The following is a 17,795-nucleotide window of genomic DNA, read 5'->3' as shown; positions in this document are numbered from 1 at the left end:
AAGTTAATATGTTAAAATGTGGAAAAGAAGGAAAAATATAAGGCGGGGAGGTGAATTGCTCTTAGAGAGAAATCTTTGGAGTAGTTTTATATGTATCTAAAGTTTGACAAAAGTGAAGACAAACTAATTGTTAGTTTAATAGGTGAGTTAGATCATCATAGTTCAGAGGAAGTTAGAGTGAAAATAGACGATAGAATAGATAGAGATAATATAAAAAAAGTTGTGTTAAATTTTAATGAAGTTACATTTATGGATAGTTCAGGTATTGGTGTTGTTATAGGAAGGTTTAAAAAAATGCAAGGTAGATCTGGAAAAATTTGTGTCGCTGATGTAAGTAGAAATGCAAATAAAGTTTTTGAACTTTCAGGACTATATAAAATTATAGATGCTTATAGCAGTGTAGATGAAGCAGTAAGATGCATTTAATGGAGGGTTTAGAAATGGAAGATAATAAAGTAAGTATTGAATTTTGCTCAATATCCCAAAATGAAGGGTTTGCAAGAGTTGCAGTGGCAGCATTTGTAGCTCAATTAGACCCAACTGTAGAAGAAATTACAGATGTAAAAACTTCTGTTTCAGAAGCAGTAACAAATTCTATAATTCATGGTTATGAAAATAGAAAAGAGGGAATAATCAAAATAGAGGCAAGTATTACTGGTAATGAAATAACAATTATTATTAGTGATAAAGGTAAAGGGATACCAGATATAGACCAAGCAATGGAACCTCTATACACTTCTAGACCTGATCTTGAAAGATCAGGTATGGGTTTTACAGTAATGGAAACATTTATGGATGATTTAGAAGTTAGTAGTAAAGAAGGACAAGGAACTAGAATTGTAATGAAGAAGAAATTCAATTCAGTAAGTTAGGTGAAAAAAATATGGAAAATATAAATGTAAAAAAAGAGGAATATAATTATGAAGATAATTCAAAATTAATACCTCTAGCAAAGGCTGGAGACGGAAAAGCTATGAATAGGGTTATTGAAATGAACCTACCTTTAGTATCATCTATAAGTAAAAAGTTTCTTAATAGGGGATATGACTATGAGGATATATTTCAAATTGGCTCTATAGGTCTAGTAAAAGCAATAAAAAACTTTGACCCATCCTTTAATGTTAAATTTTCAACATATGCAGTTCCAATGATTATCGGAGAAATAAAGAGATTTATAAGAGATGATGGTATTATTAAAGTAAGTAGAACTGTAAAAAGCTTAGCAAGAAAAATACACTTTGATAAGGAACAATTGACAAAAGACCTAGGACGGGATCCTACAATAGAAGAAATTTCAAAATACTCTCAAATAGCTAAGGAAGATATAGTGTTTGCAATAGAAGCATCTACAGGAGTACACTATCTTTATGATACTATACATCAAGATGATGGAGCACCAGTTCTTTTAATAGATAAGTTAAGTGAAAAAGGTGTAGAAGATACAGAAATGATAGATAGAATAGCATTAAAGGAAGCTTTAAGAAGTTTAGATACAAAATCAAGACAAATAATAATGCTTAGGTACTTCAAGGATAAAACTCAGGTACAAGTTGCAAAATTATTAGGTATTAGTCAGGTACAAGTATCTAGAATAGAAAAAAAAGTTTTAGTTGTTATGAGGAAAAAGTTAGAAGAATAATTAAAAGGCTTTTTGATAAGTCATCTTCAAAAAAATAACAAGCCAATATGAATAGAACATTGGCTTGTTATTTTTTTTTTAGATGACTAAAATAATCAAAAAGCCTTTTTGCATATAAATACCAGTTTTAATTTGGGTTTTTTAGAGATAATAAATATATAAAGCATATTTAAAGAATCTTTGGTTCGTTATTTATTTTACAATGACTAAAAGAATAAGGAGTGAAAGAAGTGGCTAATAAAGAACAGAAAATAGTTAGAAAATTTGAAAGTATTACAAAGGCTGCAGTGCCAAAACCTAAAATTGCTAAAAACTGTGTATTAGCTTTTTTAGTTGGTGGAGCAATATGTACAATTGCCCAGATATTTCAATTTATATTAGTCAAATACGGTAGTCCAGAAGAAGAAGCAAGAGGCGTAGTATCTATTATAATGATACTACTAGGAGCATTATTAACAGGAGTAGGAATATATGATAAAATTGCTGCTTTTGGAGGAGCAGGTACAGTTGTGCCTATTACTGGATTCTCTAATGCAATTGTATCTCCAGCAATGGAATTTAAAAAAGAAGGATTTGTATTTGGAGTGGCATCAAAGATGTTTACAATTGCAGGTCCAGTTTTAGTATATGGAATCGGAAGTTCTGTAATAGTTGGTATTATATACTTCTTAATCCAAAGATTTATGGGTTAGTTAAGGGATCATAAATGAAATTGTATTCAAAAAATCATTAATATAAAGGGTATATGGAGGATAATTTTTCTAAAGAGGATTATATAAAAACATTAGATAGAGAGGACAAGGTGAAGACTTTATGAAAAATAAAACTAAAAAGGTTGGGAAACATACTATAAAGTTCGATAACCCACCAAAAATCATTTCTACATATTCAATAGTTGGACCAAAGGAAGGCCAAGGACCGCTTAAAACTTATTTTGATGAAATTTTAAGTGATGATACTTGTGGAAAAGATAGTTTTGAAAAAGCTGAAAGTGATATGATGCATACAGCTATAAAAAGTGCTATTGAAAGGGTAAAACTAAAGGAAGAAAATATAGATTATTTGTTTGCAGGAGATTTATTAAATCAAATTACTTCATCAACTTTTGCGGCAAGACAATTAAATATACCTTTCTTTGGACTATATGGAGCTTGTTCTACTATGGCAGAATCATTAAGTATAGCAGCAATGTTTATAGATGGAGATTTTGCAACAAATGTAGTTGCATCTACTTCATCACATTTTAGTTCATCGGAAAGACAATTTAGATTTCCATTAGAATATGGATGTCAAAGATGTGGAACTTGTCAATGGACAGTTACAGGATCTGGAGCAATGGTACTGTCAAAGGAAGGAAATTTCCCTGGGATTACTTATGTCACAACAGGAGTAGTTAAGGATTATGGAGTAAAAGATGTTAATAATATGGGAGCTGCAATGGCGCCTGCAGCTGTTGACACTATTTATAGACACTTTCAAGATACTGGAAGAAAGCCGGATTATTATGATGTTATAGCAACGGGGGACTTGGGAAGAGTAGGCAAAGAAATAACATCAAAATTATTAAATGAATATGGATGTGATATAAGAGCTAATTATGTAGATTGTGGAGATATAATTTTTGATGAGAAAGTTCAAAAAACAGATGCTGGTGGTAGTGGATGTGGATGCTCTGCAGTTGTAATGGCAGGATATTTTTATAAAAAACTTATGAGAAAAGAAATTACAACTATGCTTTTGATTTCTACAGGTGCATTAATGAGTACTACATCATCACTTCAAGGAGAAAGTATCCCAGGAATAGCTCATGCAGTTGCAATAGAATTTAAGGATGATTATTCACCTTTAAAAAAATAACTAGTCAATTATGTTAAACAGTAGACTATTAATTTTTTTATGATTAAAGCTAATAAGTAAAGGATGTGAATAAAATGGAATTTTTTTATGCATTTGTAATAGGTGGAGCCATATGTGTAATAGGACAAATATTAATGGATACAACTAAGTTAACTCCAGCTAGAATTCTTGTGCTTTTTGTAACAATGGGAGTAGCTCTTGGAGCTTTTGGGCTTTATGACAAGGTAATTGAAATTGGTGGGTCTGGAGCTACTATACCTTTAATTGGATTCGGAAATTCACTTGCTAAAGGTGCAATTAAAGCAGTAAATGAAAATGGTTTGGTTGGGGCTTTTACAGGTGGAATTACAGCGACAGCAGGTGGAATTACAGCAGCAATTGTATTTGGATATTTAATGGCAGTAATATTTACACCAAAAACTAAATCATGATTTATAGACTATAATCTGACTAGTTATTTTTTTGAAGGTCCTTTAGGTGATAAGAATAAAATTCTTATCACCTTTTCTATAGCTTTTATAGATTAAACATAAGGTACTTTCAAAAAAATATATTGATTTGATATTATATTATTTTTTTTCAAGCACCTAATTAAGGCATTGGGACAAGTAGGTAATGAAAAATGCTTTTATTATTTTATAAATACATATATAATAATACCGTTAAAGAATAACCTAAGGGATCTAACTAGTTATTTTTTTGAAGCTCTCTTAAGGGGTAGTTATTAATATTAGAGGAGAAGTGAAAAAACTATGCAAGAGTATTACGGAAGAAATTGGATCGAAGTTGTTGGGTCATTAGGAAGCAATATAGATAAAGGGCTCTTAGAGTATGATTGTACATTAAGAAGAGAAAAATATGGAGATAACATAATTAACTTAGGAAAAACGGATGGGAAATGGGCAATAGCGAAGGGTTTATTGAAGAAAAAATACATATATGCATCAATTTTAATAGGTTTGTTTTTTTTATTAAAGGGATTAAATATTTTGGCACTTATAAATTTTTTATTATTAGTATTTGACATAGCTTTTAAAAGTTATTATGAATTTAAAAGAAAAAATGATTTAGATATATTACAAAACTTAAACAAATCAAAAGTAATAGTGTTAAGAGAAGGGATTGAAAGATTAATAGAAGCTGATGAAATTGTAAAAGGAGATATAGTCCTTCTTAAAAAGAATTCATTTGTATCAGCAGATTTAAGATTGGTTAAAAGTAATGGGTTAAAAGTAGAGGAAAGAAGTATAACAGGAGAAGATTTTATAAAGGAAAAATACGAAAGTAAAATTCATGGACAAGTTTCTTCCTTAGGAGAAATGAATAATATGTTATTTAGAGGATCTTTTGTTAAAGAAGGGACAGCTATGGGGATAGTGGTTCAAACTGGTAATGACACTGAACTTGGAAAGCTATTAGATATTATAAATGAGAATAGTTATAATAAACATACCATGGAGAAGAAAATTGAGGATATTATATTAAAAGCAATGTTATGCTTAATATTAGTAGAGTTAATAATTTATTTAGTATTACCAGGTAGCGGATTTAATAAACAAGAAATATTTATGTATGGATTATTTTCTATAGTTAATGTTTGTATTCCAATAATAATTTTTTCATACTCAAAAATAATAAAAAAAAGGCTTTTAAAAGAAGATATTGATATTATAAATTTTTCATCTTTTAATTTAGTGAATGATGTTAAAGTAATATTTATAAATAAGTTTGGAAATATAACAAAAAATGAGTTGTATTTTGATAAAATGTACACAAATGAAAAAATATTCAATAATAGAGAAATAGACATAAAAGATATAAATATAAGAAGGATATTAGATATATCACTTTTAGCTAATGATTCTAAATACAATAATGATAATAATTGGGCAAAAGGTGATATGTATGAAATAGCATATGTTAAATATTGTACTGAACAAAGAATGTTTAAAGCTGTTATAGATGGCGAAAATAAAAGGAAATTTGAAATTTCTAAGGATACAAATAAAAATGTAATAACAACAGTTAACAAATGCGATAAGGGATATAGAGCAAACACTAGAGGAACTATAGATGGAGTATTAGAGTTTTGCACACATATATTAGTTGATGGAATAGAAAGAGAATTAAATTCTCAAGATATAGAGAAAATTAAATTAGCAGATTTATGTTTTTCAAGAGAAAGTTTATTAACTGAAGCCTTTGCATATAGAAGTTTTAGTTATCAGCCCTCAAAATCAGAAAACATTGAAAGTAATTTGGTATTTGTAGGGTTAGTTGCTTTAGAAAGCTTATTTGTAGAAGATGTTAGTGAAGATATAGAAAAATTAATGGATAATGGGATTTTACCTTTAATATTTACAGATGATAATAAAATTGTTGCAGAAATGCTAGGAAGAAAAATAGGATTAATAGCATCATCAAAGGAAGTAATATCTGGTGTTGAATTAGATTCATTAAGCGAAACAGAATTATATAAGGTGATTTCAAGAACAAGAATATTTTGTAGATTAACTCCAGAGCTTAAAACCAAGGTAATATCAATATTTAATGATGATGGGTTTAAGGTTGCAGTAGAAGGTGAAACTCTAGGTGATTTATCAATTGTAAAATCAGCTCACTTTTCTATATTAAAAGGTAAAGCATCCACACTATTAAAACGATGCGGAGAGTTATATGTAAAGGAAAATGGATTAAAAGCTTTCTTTAAAATTAGTGAAGAAGGAATAGGACTAGATAAATCTATAAAAAACGGGATTAAAGTTTACAGTACATTGTTAGTAGCAGAAATTGTAACTTTAAATTGGTATTATGCTCTAGTTGATTTAAGATTATTTGAATTATATACATTAATGTTTATGAATTTTTTCTTGTTAACTCCAGTAGTCTTATTAGTTATGAATTCGGGAAGAAAAGAATTAAACAAAAAGAAGGCATTTATAAGGGGTAGTTTATTTTCTTTATTATCAGTATTATCAATAGGTTTACTTTCTGAATTTAATGAGTTTGCAGCTTATATGATTATAGGTGGGATGTTAGTTTCTTATGGAATGGTGAATTCTAAATTATCGTTTAGAACATTTAATACAGGAGTGAAATTATTGTTAATAACAATTATTATATATATATTAGGTGGAGTTTTGATAGGATTTATGAATTCTGTTATATATTCAAAGAATTTAGCTATTATAATAGGTGGATTAATATTAATTTATTTAATTGGTGATTTAATTATAACAAAATGGCAAGACTCATAATATGAGGTGATGTCATTGATTTTAAATGAGTATAAGAACATAGTAAATCCTATGCCTTATATATTTGGAATGTTTATTTTAGGAACTATAACTTATAAAAGTTTTTATAAATATCAATGGCTAGCAATTTTTATTGCTAGCTGTTTTTTTGTCCTTATTTATTTTTTAAAAGGAATAAAAATTACATTGATAATGATGTTGTTTTTCGTTGTTGCAGTAATAAATAACAGTTTTTACTATAATTACACCCCAGGGGTGACTGAAAAAGTTACAATAACTTCAGTAAAGCCTTATTCTGTAAGTGGTGAAATTAATAGGAGAAAGGTATATTTAGAGGGAAAATTAGATAAAGTCAAAATTGGGGAAAGGATATTAGTTAGAGGAGAATTTATAAGTGAATTAGAAATTGCTAGAGGGAATATTGGAACTTTTAATATAGTAGAGAATAAAAAACTTAAAGATAATTTTACTTCAAAGCTTTATAAAATAAGAGAAAAAATATTTTATAGTATAAAGGAAAAGCTTGGATGGAGAAGAGCTTCTTTAGTTAGTTCTATAGCTTTTGGTTATACAGAGTTTTTAGATGAGGATGATAAAGAGAATATGAAAAGTCTTGGACTTCTTCATGCAGTTTCAGTGTCTGGGCTTCATATGGCTTTAGTTTATGGCGTTCTAAGAAAAATATTTGGGAGAAAATATACGCCATTTATAGCTTTGTTATATGTATTATTTACAGGGGCAGCTCTATCTACAATAAGAGCATATATTATGCTATTATGTACTAGCCTAGCTACGCCACTAAGAAGAAACTATAATCCCACTGCAGGATTATCATTGGCTGGAGTGATTATTTTAATTATGAAGCCTTATGGGGCTTTTGAAATAGGGTTCATATTATCGTTTTTAGCAACATTAGGTATTATTTTATTTAATAAGAAGCTAAATAAAAAATTATATAAGCTTCCTAAGTTTTTAAGAGAGGGATTATCATTAACCTTATCAGCTCAAATTTTATCATTTCCAGCCTTAGTTTTAACATTTAAGGAGTTTTCTTTTAATTTTATTATTGGGAATATAATTTTAGCACCTGTTATTAGTGTAATTGTCTTAATTGGGAATTTATTGGTTATAACTTGGTGGATGCCGTTTATTTTTAATTATCTATGTTTTATTACTTATTATGTAACTATAGTTATGGATAAGATAATAGATATATTAGAAAAATTTATGTTGCCAATATTTTATTTTAATGAAAATACTAGTTTTATGTATTTAATATTGTTAATGAGTGGATACTTTTATAAAAAAGGATATAAAAAAATTGTGTATATGCCATTTATAGCAATTATTTATATTATGATATCAATTTATAGCCCAATTCCAAAGCTTAAATATTATAGAGAAGGCGCTTATTTATTAAGCTATAAAGGTGATAGAATATTAATAACCTTGAAAAAAGATGCTGACTTTAAACGGCTTGAAAAAATATGTATTGCAAATAAAATTTATAATAGTCCTAAAAATATTAAAATAGGAGAAAATATTATACTTAGAAAAAATGGTGATGATTTTATTTTGCAGAACTTAAATAAGGAATATTTATTGAAAAGATGGAGAGAGAAAAACAAATCTGAATATGATATAATAGATTTTAGCAAGGGCGACTTTAATGAAATTATTATATTAAAGGATGAAGTTGTACCATTAGATTAGAGGTTTTTAAAAATAATAGGTTTATATTTAATGCGTTATTTTTGAGGATATAGTAAAGAAAGGTGGATTATCTTGATTAATATTGAAAATTTAGAAAATGAAATTAAAAAAGGCGTAATTGATAATTCATATATATTTTGTGGTTTAGATGAGCAATTAATAAAAGAAGGTATAGAATTAATAAAGAGTAAAGTCGTAGAACCCGGTTTTGAAGATTTAAATTATATTAAATTAGATGGATCAACAACTACATTTGATGAAATAATGAATGCTTGTGAAACAATACCTTTTATGGGAGAAAAGAAAGTTGTTTTAGTTTATAGAGCAAATTTTTTGAAAGATAAAACAGATTCAACTGATAAGAAAACCTATGGAGAGATGTCAACATATTTAAAGGATATGCCAAGCTATACAGTGCTTATTATGTATTATCTTTTTAATGATAAAAGAGAGACACCAAAAAAAAATAGGAAATTAATCACTTTAGGTAAAAATTGCAAAATAGTGCACAGTGAAAAACTTAAAAAAGATAAGTATTATAAAAAAGTTGAAGAAGTATTTAAAAATCAAGGAAAAGAAATTGGTAAAAATGAATTAAGATATTTTTCAGAGAAGGTTCAAAATAATTTTGATATTATAAAAAGAGAAGTAGATAAGTTAATAAATTATACCTATGGTAGAGAAATTCAAAAAAACGATATAGATAAATTAATACCAAACAAAAGTGAAGATGATATTTTTGATTTAGTTGATTTTATAGCTCAAAAGAAAATAGAGAATGCAATTGATTTAATGGATGAACTTTTATTTAAAGCAGATCAACATATGCTTATAATAGTATCCATAGAAAATCATTTTAAAAGATTATATGAAGTTAAAGTATTAATGTTAAATGGTAAAAAATTAGATCAAATAGTATCATACCTTAAATTGCATCCTTATGTTTGTGAAAAAACAATGGCACAATGTAACAGGTTTTCCATTAAACAATTACAACAATTAATGAAAATTTGTTTAGAGACTGAAAGGAAAATTAAATCTAGTAGCATAGATAAGCAAACTGAAATGGAATTAATGCTTTTTAAAACATTTATGGTAAATAAATAATAAAATTTAAATTCATAGGCATTCTTAAGGAAATAATAATCCAAGACGGATTTTAATATTTTTTTAAGGGTGCCATATTTTTAATTATGTTAATTTTGAGAAAAATAATAGCCGGTCTAAATAGACCGGCTTTTATTTTATTAAGCCATAGCGTTAAACTTTGCAGTTAATCTTGACTTCTTTCTAGCAACCATGTTTTTATGAGCCACTCCTTTTTGAGCAGCCATGTCTAAAGCTTTAACAACTTTAACTAATAAAACTGTAGCTTCGTCTTTGCTGTTTGATTCAAGAGCAGTTTCAAACTTCTTTATAGTAGTTTTTAACGCTGATTTAATCATTCTGTTTTGAGCAGTTTTAGTTTCTGTAACCTTTATTCTCTTCTTTGATGATTGAATATTTGCCATCTGTAATTCACCCCCCTTAGGTTATTTGTTGCCTCTTCACAGCTTTGGGGAAAACTGTGACCGAGTTCGTTTTTAACATACCATATTATATCATTGAAAGTCTAGTATTTCAAGTATTAAATTTAAACATTAAGGCAAAATAATAAAGCAGAGGTATTTAATTTGTCGTTTTTCAAGAAAATGATTTAAATAAAAATAGGGAGGTATTATATGATAAACGTAAGAACAGATTTGGCAATAGAAGCTAGAGAAATGTATAAAAGAGATAATAAAAGTGAAATTGATGGGGTTATTGTAGAAGAAGAAAAAGACGGAGAGATAAAAATATCTACGGTAACAATAGAAACTGATGAGGCTGGTGAAAAAATTGGTAAGCCAAAAGGTAATTACATAACTATAGATTTCCCAGAATATACACACTACGATGGAGAGTCTATGGATAAGGTATCCTATGTAGTTTCGAATGTTTTAAAAAGAATGGTTAGTATGCCAGATGAAAAAACAGTTTTAGTGGTTGGCCTTGGTAATTGGAATGTAACTCCAGATGCTCTTGGACCTAAGGTGTCAGAAAAAATAATGGTTACAAGACATTTAAAAGAGGTTATGCCAGATGTTATAGATGATTCAGTAAGATCTGTATGTACAATAGCACCAGGGGTTCTTGGAATAACAGGAATCGAAACAGGTGAAGTTATAAAATCATTAGTTAATAAAATAAAACCAGATTTAGTAATATGCGTAGATGCATTAGGATCTAGAAAACTTGAAAGAGTTAACAGAACTATTCAAATAGGAGATACTGGGATTTCTCCAGGAGCTGGAGTTGGAAATCATAGAATGAAAATAAATGAAGAAACTCTAGGTGTTAAGGTTATTGCAATTGGAGTTCCTACAGTTGTTGATGCTGCAACTATGGCAAATGATACTATAGATTTACTTTTGGATGAATTAATAGGGAAAGCAGAAGAAGGTAAAGAATTTTATAATATGCTAAAGTCTATTGATAAAAATGAAAAAAGTGCATTAATAAAAGAAGTGTTAAATCCATTTATTGGAGATTTGATGGTTACTCCAAAAGATATAGATACAATTGTAAATTCATTAGCTAAAATAATTGCTAACGGAATAAATATGGCTATACAACCGAATTTAGATATGGAAGATATAAATAAATTTATGAATTAGATCCCTAACATAAATAGGCTGTTATCCATAAAAAATAATAAAAAAAATAATAAAAAAGTGTTAATAATTATGTAACTCTTACCATATACATATAAGGGAGCTGAAAGAGAATAATGTTTTTGAAGCTCTCTAAGGGATAAGGGAGGAGCTACTATGATAGGTTTTAAAAAGGGAAATAATATAAGTCCTTTAAAAAGGAGTGTTAGAGTAAAGAGTTTAGGAAGGTTACCGTCTTTAAATTTAGGATACTTTTTAATTATAGGTTTTGTAATAATATTTTTAGCTAGAGCTGTAGGAGTTGTAAATTCTAATAGTGAACGAGGGGGGTATGCATATGTTCAAATGTTAAATTTAAGTATGCCAATGGTTAAAACACAGGTGTATAAAGATGAGGCATATGCAGAAAATAAGTTATCAGTAAAAGGTGTAGTTGCAGAAGCATTAGGATTATCCAATATTAATTTAATTGGAATTATAGGAAATGAAGTAAGTTATTTTAGTGAGGCTACAATAAACAATCCAGAAGTAAGAGATCATAATAGAGGCTTTGAAAAATTTAAGGTAAATGAAAATACTATAGCTAAATTAACCCCCGAAGAAATTGCAGAGTTAAATGATGTTAGTAAGGCTTATAATCCAAGCCTTAAGAAAACATTAAATTCAGCTAAACCAGAAATATTTATTTATCATACCCATACAATGGAGCAGTATGCTGAATCAGGAGTAGCTCAAACAAATAATTCTGATGCTAATGTAGTTGGGGTTGGAGATGTATTAGCTAAAGAACTAGAAGAAGGTTATGGAATCTCTGTTGTTCATGATAAAACAAATTATAGTGTATCATATAACGATGCTTATGATAGATCTCGCGAGGGGTTACAAAAATATTTAAATGAATATGGAAAATTTAAAATTGTAATTGATTTGCATAGAGATTCGGTAGAAAATAAGAGTCTAGTAACGACAACTTTAAATGATCAGAGTCTAGCTAAGTTTATGTTTGTAACATCTCAAAATGTTCCAACTTATGATGCAAATCAAAAAACTGTAGATGCGTTATATGGCATAGGCAGTAAATTGTTCCCAGAACTTATAAAGCCAACTAAGATATTTGAAGGATTAGGTGGAATAAATGGATTTAATCAAGGATTTTGTGAAGGCAGTATGATTATAGAAGTTGGTTCCCATAAAAATGCAGCTCAAGAAGCAAAGCTTACAGGTAAATATATAGCAAGAATTTTAGCAGAGTACTTAAATGGTTCAGAATAAGAGAAATAAAAACAAGCCAATACACATGAAAATATTGAATTGTTTTTTAGCTGTCTAAAAGGATTATTTATTTTAATATTAATAAATTGAATAGAAGTTTATTAAAATGAGCACTCTTATAGATAAAACTATAGGGAGTGCTCATTTATGTTTAATAAGAAGTTTGCTATATCAATGTTTATTATAATTTTATTAGGAATAGTAGGGTTTATTAGAATAAATATAATAAATACTAAGGCTCTATCTCCTATTGGGAATACTGAAGATAATTATGCATTAGTTAGTGAAGAATTTGGAGAAGACTTCACAGAATTTATTAAAGATAATGCAGAGGTTAAAATTTATACAGGTGAAGGGGAAGAGGACGCGTCAATAAGAATTAAAGAGAAGGAACTTCGTTTAAAAAAAGAAAATCCATTTATAAAAGTAGTTATAACTGCAGGAACAAAAATTGAAAGTGCATTTTTAAGTGGTAAAGCTAAAATTGATAATAAAATAAAAGATATAAATAAAAATAATACAGAAAAAGAAAATACAAATAAGGAACTAGATTCAAAAGTAGATGATTTTATAAAAAGTAGAGGGAAAAATAAAAATAGTATAGAAGAACAAGGAAATGAAGAAACTAAGGGTGAAGAAAATTTAGAAACTGATAAAGATAAAGATAAAGAGTCTATTATTGACCAGAAGAATGCACCAGTAGAGGAAAGTACAAAACAGGAAGATTCACAAAATTAGGCATTTTAATATTGCTAAGTTGTACTGTACAGATAGTAAATTTAGAAAGTTAATAATAAAAGTATTTTAAAATACTTTTATTATTGACACATAATAAGCTTTCTATGATATAATTAGCTGATTTAATTATAATGGGGGTGAAGTAACTGCTTTAACTTAACATAAGGGTTAGCAGTTTAAATATATGGAAAAAAATAGACAAGATAATATTAGAAATTTTTCAATAGTAGCACATATAGATCACGGCAAGTCAACTCTTGCAGATAGATTATTAGAGTTAACTGGAACTTTAACAAAAAGAGAAATGGAAGAACAAGTTCTAGATAATATGGAAATTGAAAGAGAAAGAGGAATTACTATTAAGTCTCAAGCAGCTAGACTTGTTTATAAAAGAGCTGACGGAGAAGAATATATATTAAATCTTATAGATACTCCAGGACACGTAGATTTTACTTATGAAGTTTCAAGAAGTTTAGCAGCCTGCGAGGGAGCTGTTTTAGTAGTTGATGCAACTCAAGGAGTTCAAGCGCAAACACTAGCAAACTGTTATTTAGCATTAAATAATAATTTGGAAATAGCACCAGTAATAAATAAAGTTGATTTGCAATCAGCAAGGCCAGATGAAGTTAAACAAGAAATTGAAGATGTAATAGGAATTGAAGCTGGAGATGCACCTATGATATCTGCAAAAACAGGTTTAAATATACAAGATGTGTTAGAAACAATTGTAGAAAAGATACCAGCACCTAACGGTGATGAAGAAGCTCCACTTAAGGCGCTAATATTTGACTCATGTTATGATAGCTATAAAGGTGTAGTTTCATATGTAAGAGTATTTGATGGTGTTGTAAAACCTGGAACAAAGATTAAGTTAATGGCAACAAACAAGATTTGCGAAGTAACAGAGGTAGGAATATTTACTCCTAAGTTATTACCAATATCAGAATTAAGAGCCGGAGACGTTGGATACATAGCAGCATCAATTAAAAATGTAAGAGATGCAAGAGTTGGAGATACAATAACTGAAGCAGATAGACCAGCAGAGGTAGCAATGGAAGGGTATAAACCTGCTATACCAATGGTTTACTCAGGTATTTATCCAGTAGATGGAGCAAAATATCAGGAGTTAAAAGATGCTTTAGAAAGATTGCAAATAAATGATGCAGCATTAAATTTTGAGCCGGAGACATCAATAGCTTTAGGATTTGGATTTAGATGTGGATTCTTAGGACTACTTCATATGGAAATTATTCAAGAAAGAGTAGAAAGAGAATTTAACTTAGATATAATCACAACTGCGCCATCAGTTATTTATAAAGTTATTACAGTAAAAGGTGAAGAAATTAAATTAACAAACCCAACAAATCTTCCAGCCGCAACTGAAATAGATTATATGGAAGAACCAGTTGTAACGGGTACAATTATATCACCAACAGAATACGTTGGTGCAGTAATGGAACTTTGTCAAGAAAGAAGAGGAATATTTATTGGAATAACATACTTAGAAGAAACTAGAGTTTCAATTAAATATGATATTCCGTTAAATGAAATTATTTATGATTTCTTTGATACGTTAAAATCAAGAACTAGAGGTTATGCATCTCTTGATTATGACTTCAAGGGATATATAAAAACAGAACTTGTTAAGTTAGACCTTATGTTAAATGGAGATGTAGTAGATGCATTATCTATGATAGTGCCAGCTGAAAGAGCATATGCAAAGGGTAAATCAATAACAGAAAAATTAAAGGCAATTATTCCAAAACAAATGTTTGAAGTGCCAATTCAAGCTGCCATAGGAACTAAGATAATAGCTAGAGAAACAGTAAAAGCAATGAGAAAAGATGTTTTAGCTAAATGTTATGGTGGAGATATATCAAGAAAGAAGAAACTTCTAAATAAACAAAAAGAAGGAAAGAAGAGAATGAGACAAGTGGGATCAGTTGAAATACCACAAGAAGCATTTATGTCTATCCTTAAAGTAGATTAGTATTTAGAAAATTCAAAAGTAAACAATATTTTAATACTATATGTTTTATATGAGTTAGTAGAATCTTTATAAGCGTTTTAAAAGAGTCAGATTACCTTAGGGGCATCTGGCTCTTTTAAATTATAATTCATTAGATGACTAAGGCATCATAAAATAAATAATTAATTAAGAAAAATAGTTTCTATAAATTTATAAGTTTCTGTTAAGTCAACTTCAGTTCCTAAGTTTTTTAAAAAGGGGACAAACTGGGGCTTATCCATTGCTATAAACTTTGAAACTTTAGGATTTATTCTAAAATAATTAGTTTTTAAAAATTCTTTGCAATAGATATCTTCTAAATAGCTACTTCCATCCATAACTAAGGATAGAAAAGGTGATTTCATTTTTGCAAAAGGGTGAAATGCCCATTGAGCGGCACCCCATTTTGAAGTATCACCTATAATTGTATCAGGACTATCGCCTGTACCTATGGATAAAAGTCTAAAATCATTTCCAGATGATAGAGTGCTAAAGCAATTCATAGCGCTAAAAACAGCAGCAGCAGTAGGACTATTTGCAACTACCCCACCATCTATAAAATTATTATGAGAAGGGAAGTAGGTAGGAGCAGCAGAAGTCGAAAGTGCTACATCTATAACTCTAGAATTATAAGTTGAGTTATTACAAAGATTATTAAAGAAAACAACTTCAAAGCTATCTTTAGTAAATCCCTTAACATTAAAGGATGGTACGAAAACATATTTCTTTAAATCTTTAATTAATAAATCTTCAGGAAAATAATCTAATAAAAGTTGGCTTAAGTTGTAATTACTGTACTTGGGTTTAAATATGTTATATTGACTTGGTGAAAAAATTTTCTTTGTATTGCTATAGCTATATAAATCATCAACAAAATTGGCAGTTTTACCATAAGCTAAGGAAAGTGCAATTAAAGAACCGGTTGAAGTGCCTGCAAATAAATCAACTTCATCTAAAAGATTCGGAAATTTTTCGCAAATTCTTTTCAAAATTCGTGCAGATAAGGCGCCTTTAATTCCACCACCATCAAAGGATAAAATTTTAAATGTCTTCAATGTTAAAACTCCCTTATACAAAATAATTATACAAATAATATATTCGAATTTAATATTTAGGTTAAAGATATTATAAATAAAATAACTATGCTAAAAATATTTACAAACTATTAGAAAAATATTATGGGTAATTCCAATTTTATTTGGTAATATAAAAGTAAATAATAAATTAATTCTGTTAAATAAGGCATTGAATAAAATGCCTTATTTTTTTAATAGCAATATAAAGCTAATTAAAAGATGAATTAGGAAGAGAGCTGAACAAATGAATATAATAAAAGAAAATAAAGAGATATCATTATATGTGCATGTACCATTTTGTAAACAGAAGTGTTTTTATTGTGATTTCCCATCCTATGCAGCCTTAGAAAGTTTAATGGAGGATTACGTAGAGGCTTTATGCACTGAAATTGAAGAAAAAGCTAGTGGATATTTAATAAAAAGTATATTTATAGGTGGTGGAACTCCGTCTTATTTAGAAACTCATCAAATAAGAAAAGTTTTAAACTGTATATCTAGACTTAACTTAATGGAAAATATGGAGTTTTCTATGGAGTGTAATCCTGGAACTTTAGAAGCTGAAAAATTAATTGCTATGTTTGAAGGTGGAGTAAATAGAATAAGTATGGGGCTTCAAGCAGTTCAAGATGGACTTCTTAAAGATATTGGTAGAATACATACATTTAAACAATTTGAAAAGAATTTTAAATTAGCTAGAAAAATTGGATTTAAGAATATAAATATAGATTTGATGTTTGGACTTCCACATCAGAAGGTTTCGCAGTGGAGAGAAACTTTGGAAACTATAGCTAAAATAAATCCAGAGCATATTTCTGCATATAGTTTAATAATAGAAGAGGGAACATGTTTCTACAAAATGTGGAATGAAGATAAATTAATATTACCATCAGAAGATGATGAAAGAGAAATGTATGAAATTACAAAAGGTGTTTTAAAGGAATATGGATATAATCAATATGAAATATCTAATTATTCAAAAGAAGGATACGAATGTGAACATAATAAAGTTTATTGGAGATGTATGCCATATCTAGGAGTTGGATCTTCATCTAGTTCATTTATGGATAACTATAGATTTAAAAATATAAATAATATAAAAAAATATATAGAGAATATAAGTTTAAAAAGTAGTGTAGAAGAAGAAAGAAGACAAAATTCTAAGGAAGATAATATAGAAGAATTTATGTTTATGGGACTTAGGCTTTTAGAGGGAATAGATAAAAATGAATTTAAAGCTAGATTTGGAATTAATATAACAAGTATATATAAAGATATAATTGATAAAAATATATTGTGTTGTTTAATGGGAGAGAAAAACAATAAGGTGTTTCTAACAGAAAAGGGAATTGAGTTATCTAATAAAGTAATGAGTGAGTTTATATTAGATAAATAATTTTTTGAATTTAATATTTAGGAAAATGGAGTAATTATTAGAAAAGTGAAGTAAATAGCATTTATTTAAATTAAATGATGTTATTTAATAAAATTTAATGGCATTTTAAATTGACAAAAATCCTAAAGAATAATATATTAGTAATATAG

At 28.3% G+C, this 17,795-nt stretch carries 16 protein-coding genes; 14 read left to right on the top strand and 2 right to left on the bottom strand.

Annotated elements, in window-relative coordinates; translation table 11 throughout:
• Positions 1 to 90: 90 nt before the first annotated feature.
• The 9 genes from spoIIAA (at position 91) to holA (ending at position 9,573) form a co-directional block, all read left to right on the top strand.
• Positions 91 to 426, top strand: a complete 336-nt coding sequence (spoIIAA, locus tag J1C67_RS00690) for an anti-sigma F factor antagonist (RefSeq protein ID WP_089970645.1) — start codon at positions 91 to 93, stop codon at positions 424 to 426.
• 14 nt (positions 427 to 440) lie between these two features.
• Entirely contained in the window at positions 441 to 872 is a 432-nt protein-coding gene (gene spoIIAB, locus J1C67_RS00685; protein ID WP_167866267.1) for an anti-sigma F factor, read from the top strand.
• 11 nt (positions 873 to 883) lie between these two features.
• A complete protein-coding gene (gene sigF, locus J1C67_RS00680) occupies positions 884 to 1,639 on the top strand; it encodes an RNA polymerase sporulation sigma factor SigF (protein WP_089970652.1) in 756 nt (251 codons plus the stop codon).
• Positions 1,640 to 1,869: 230 nt separating this feature from the next.
• Positions 1,870 to 2,331 (top strand): stage V sporulation protein AC, encoded by a 462-nt coding sequence (gene spoVAC / locus J1C67_RS00675; protein ID WP_167866268.1) that lies wholly within the window; start codon positions 1,870 to 1,872, stop codon positions 2,329 to 2,331.
• A gap of 121 nt (positions 2,332 to 2,452) precedes the next feature.
• Positions 2,453 to 3,496: a stage V sporulation protein AD gene (spoVAD, locus tag J1C67_RS00670; protein WP_089970659.1), complete on the top strand. Its 1,044-nt coding sequence runs from the start codon at positions 2,453 to 2,455 to the stop codon at positions 3,494 to 3,496.
• 74 nt (positions 3,497 to 3,570) lie between these two features.
• Entirely contained in the window at positions 3,571 to 3,927 is a 357-nt protein-coding gene (spoVAE, locus tag J1C67_RS00665; protein ID WP_089970662.1) for a stage V sporulation protein AE, read from the top strand.
• A 321-nt stretch (positions 3,928 to 4,248) separates the two neighbouring features.
• Complete coding sequence (locus tag J1C67_RS00660) at positions 4,249 to 6,753, top strand: cation-transporting P-type ATPase (RefSeq protein WP_167866269.1); 2,505 nt, start codon at positions 4,249 to 4,251, stop codon at positions 6,751 to 6,753.
• Between the two features lie 15 nt (positions 6,754 to 6,768).
• On the top strand, positions 6,769 to 8,466 hold the full coding sequence (locus J1C67_RS00655) for a ComEC/Rec2 family competence protein (protein WP_243176732.1): 1,698 nt from the start codon (positions 6,769 to 6,771) through the stop codon (positions 8,464 to 8,466).
• 72 nt (positions 8,467 to 8,538) lie between these two features.
• Complete coding sequence (gene holA / locus J1C67_RS00650) at positions 8,539 to 9,573, top strand: DNA polymerase III subunit delta (RefSeq protein ID WP_089970668.1); 1,035 nt, start codon at positions 8,539 to 8,541, stop codon at positions 9,571 to 9,573.
• A 140-nt stretch (positions 9,574 to 9,713) separates the two neighbouring features.
• Here holA and rpsT read toward each other — a convergent pair whose 3' ends face one another.
• Positions 9,714 to 9,977 carry a 30S ribosomal protein S20 gene (gene rpsT / locus J1C67_RS00645; protein ID WP_089970671.1) on the bottom strand — a complete coding sequence of 88 codons (264 nt, stop codon included), beginning with the start codon at positions 9,975 to 9,977 and terminating at the stop codon, positions 9,714 to 9,716.
• A gap of 210 nt (positions 9,978 to 10,187) precedes the next feature.
• Between rpsT and gpr the strand changes: the two genes are divergently transcribed.
• From gpr to lepA, 4 genes are all read left to right on the top strand, one after another.
• A complete protein-coding gene (gene gpr / locus J1C67_RS00640) occupies positions 10,188 to 11,162 on the top strand; it encodes a GPR endopeptidase (protein ID WP_089970674.1) in 975 nt (324 codons plus the stop codon).
• 153 nt (positions 11,163 to 11,315) lie between these two features.
• Positions 11,316 to 12,431, top strand: a complete 1,116-nt coding sequence (locus J1C67_RS00635) for a stage II sporulation protein P (RefSeq protein WP_167866270.1) — start codon at positions 11,316 to 11,318, stop codon at positions 12,429 to 12,431.
• 147 nt (positions 12,432 to 12,578) lie between these two features.
• Positions 12,579 to 13,169 carry a hypothetical protein gene (locus J1C67_RS00630; RefSeq protein ID WP_207253612.1) on the top strand — a complete coding sequence of 197 codons (591 nt, stop codon included), beginning with the start codon at positions 12,579 to 12,581 and terminating at the stop codon, positions 13,167 to 13,169.
• A 184-nt stretch (positions 13,170 to 13,353) separates the two neighbouring features.
• Positions 13,354 to 15,159, top strand: coding sequence for a translation elongation factor 4 (gene lepA / locus J1C67_RS00625; RefSeq protein ID WP_167866271.1), 1,806 nt, complete (start codon positions 13,354 to 13,356; stop codon positions 15,157 to 15,159).
• 161 nt (positions 15,160 to 15,320) lie between these two features.
• Here lepA and J1C67_RS00620 read toward each other — a convergent pair whose 3' ends face one another.
• The gene (locus tag J1C67_RS00620) at positions 15,321 to 16,232 is read right to left on the bottom strand and encodes a patatin-like phospholipase family protein (RefSeq protein ID WP_167866272.1); all 912 of its coding nucleotides are present in this window, start codon (positions 16,230 to 16,232) and stop codon (positions 15,321 to 15,323) included.
• Positions 16,233 to 16,497: 265 nt separating this feature from the next.
• Here J1C67_RS00620 and hemW point away from each other — a divergent pair, with 265 nt between their 5' ends.
• A complete protein-coding gene (gene hemW / locus J1C67_RS00615) occupies positions 16,498 to 17,646 on the top strand; it encodes a radical SAM family heme chaperone HemW (RefSeq protein WP_167866273.1) in 1,149 nt (382 codons plus the stop codon).
• Positions 17,647 to 17,795: the final 149 nt, after the last annotated feature.

The sequence above is a fragment of the Clostridium gasigenes genome (genome assembly GCF_017348895.1).
GTDB classification, from domain to species: Bacteria; Bacillota; Clostridia; order Clostridiales; family Clostridiaceae; genus Clostridium; species Clostridium gasigenes.
This window is presented reverse-complemented; position numbering and strand designations above follow the sequence as displayed.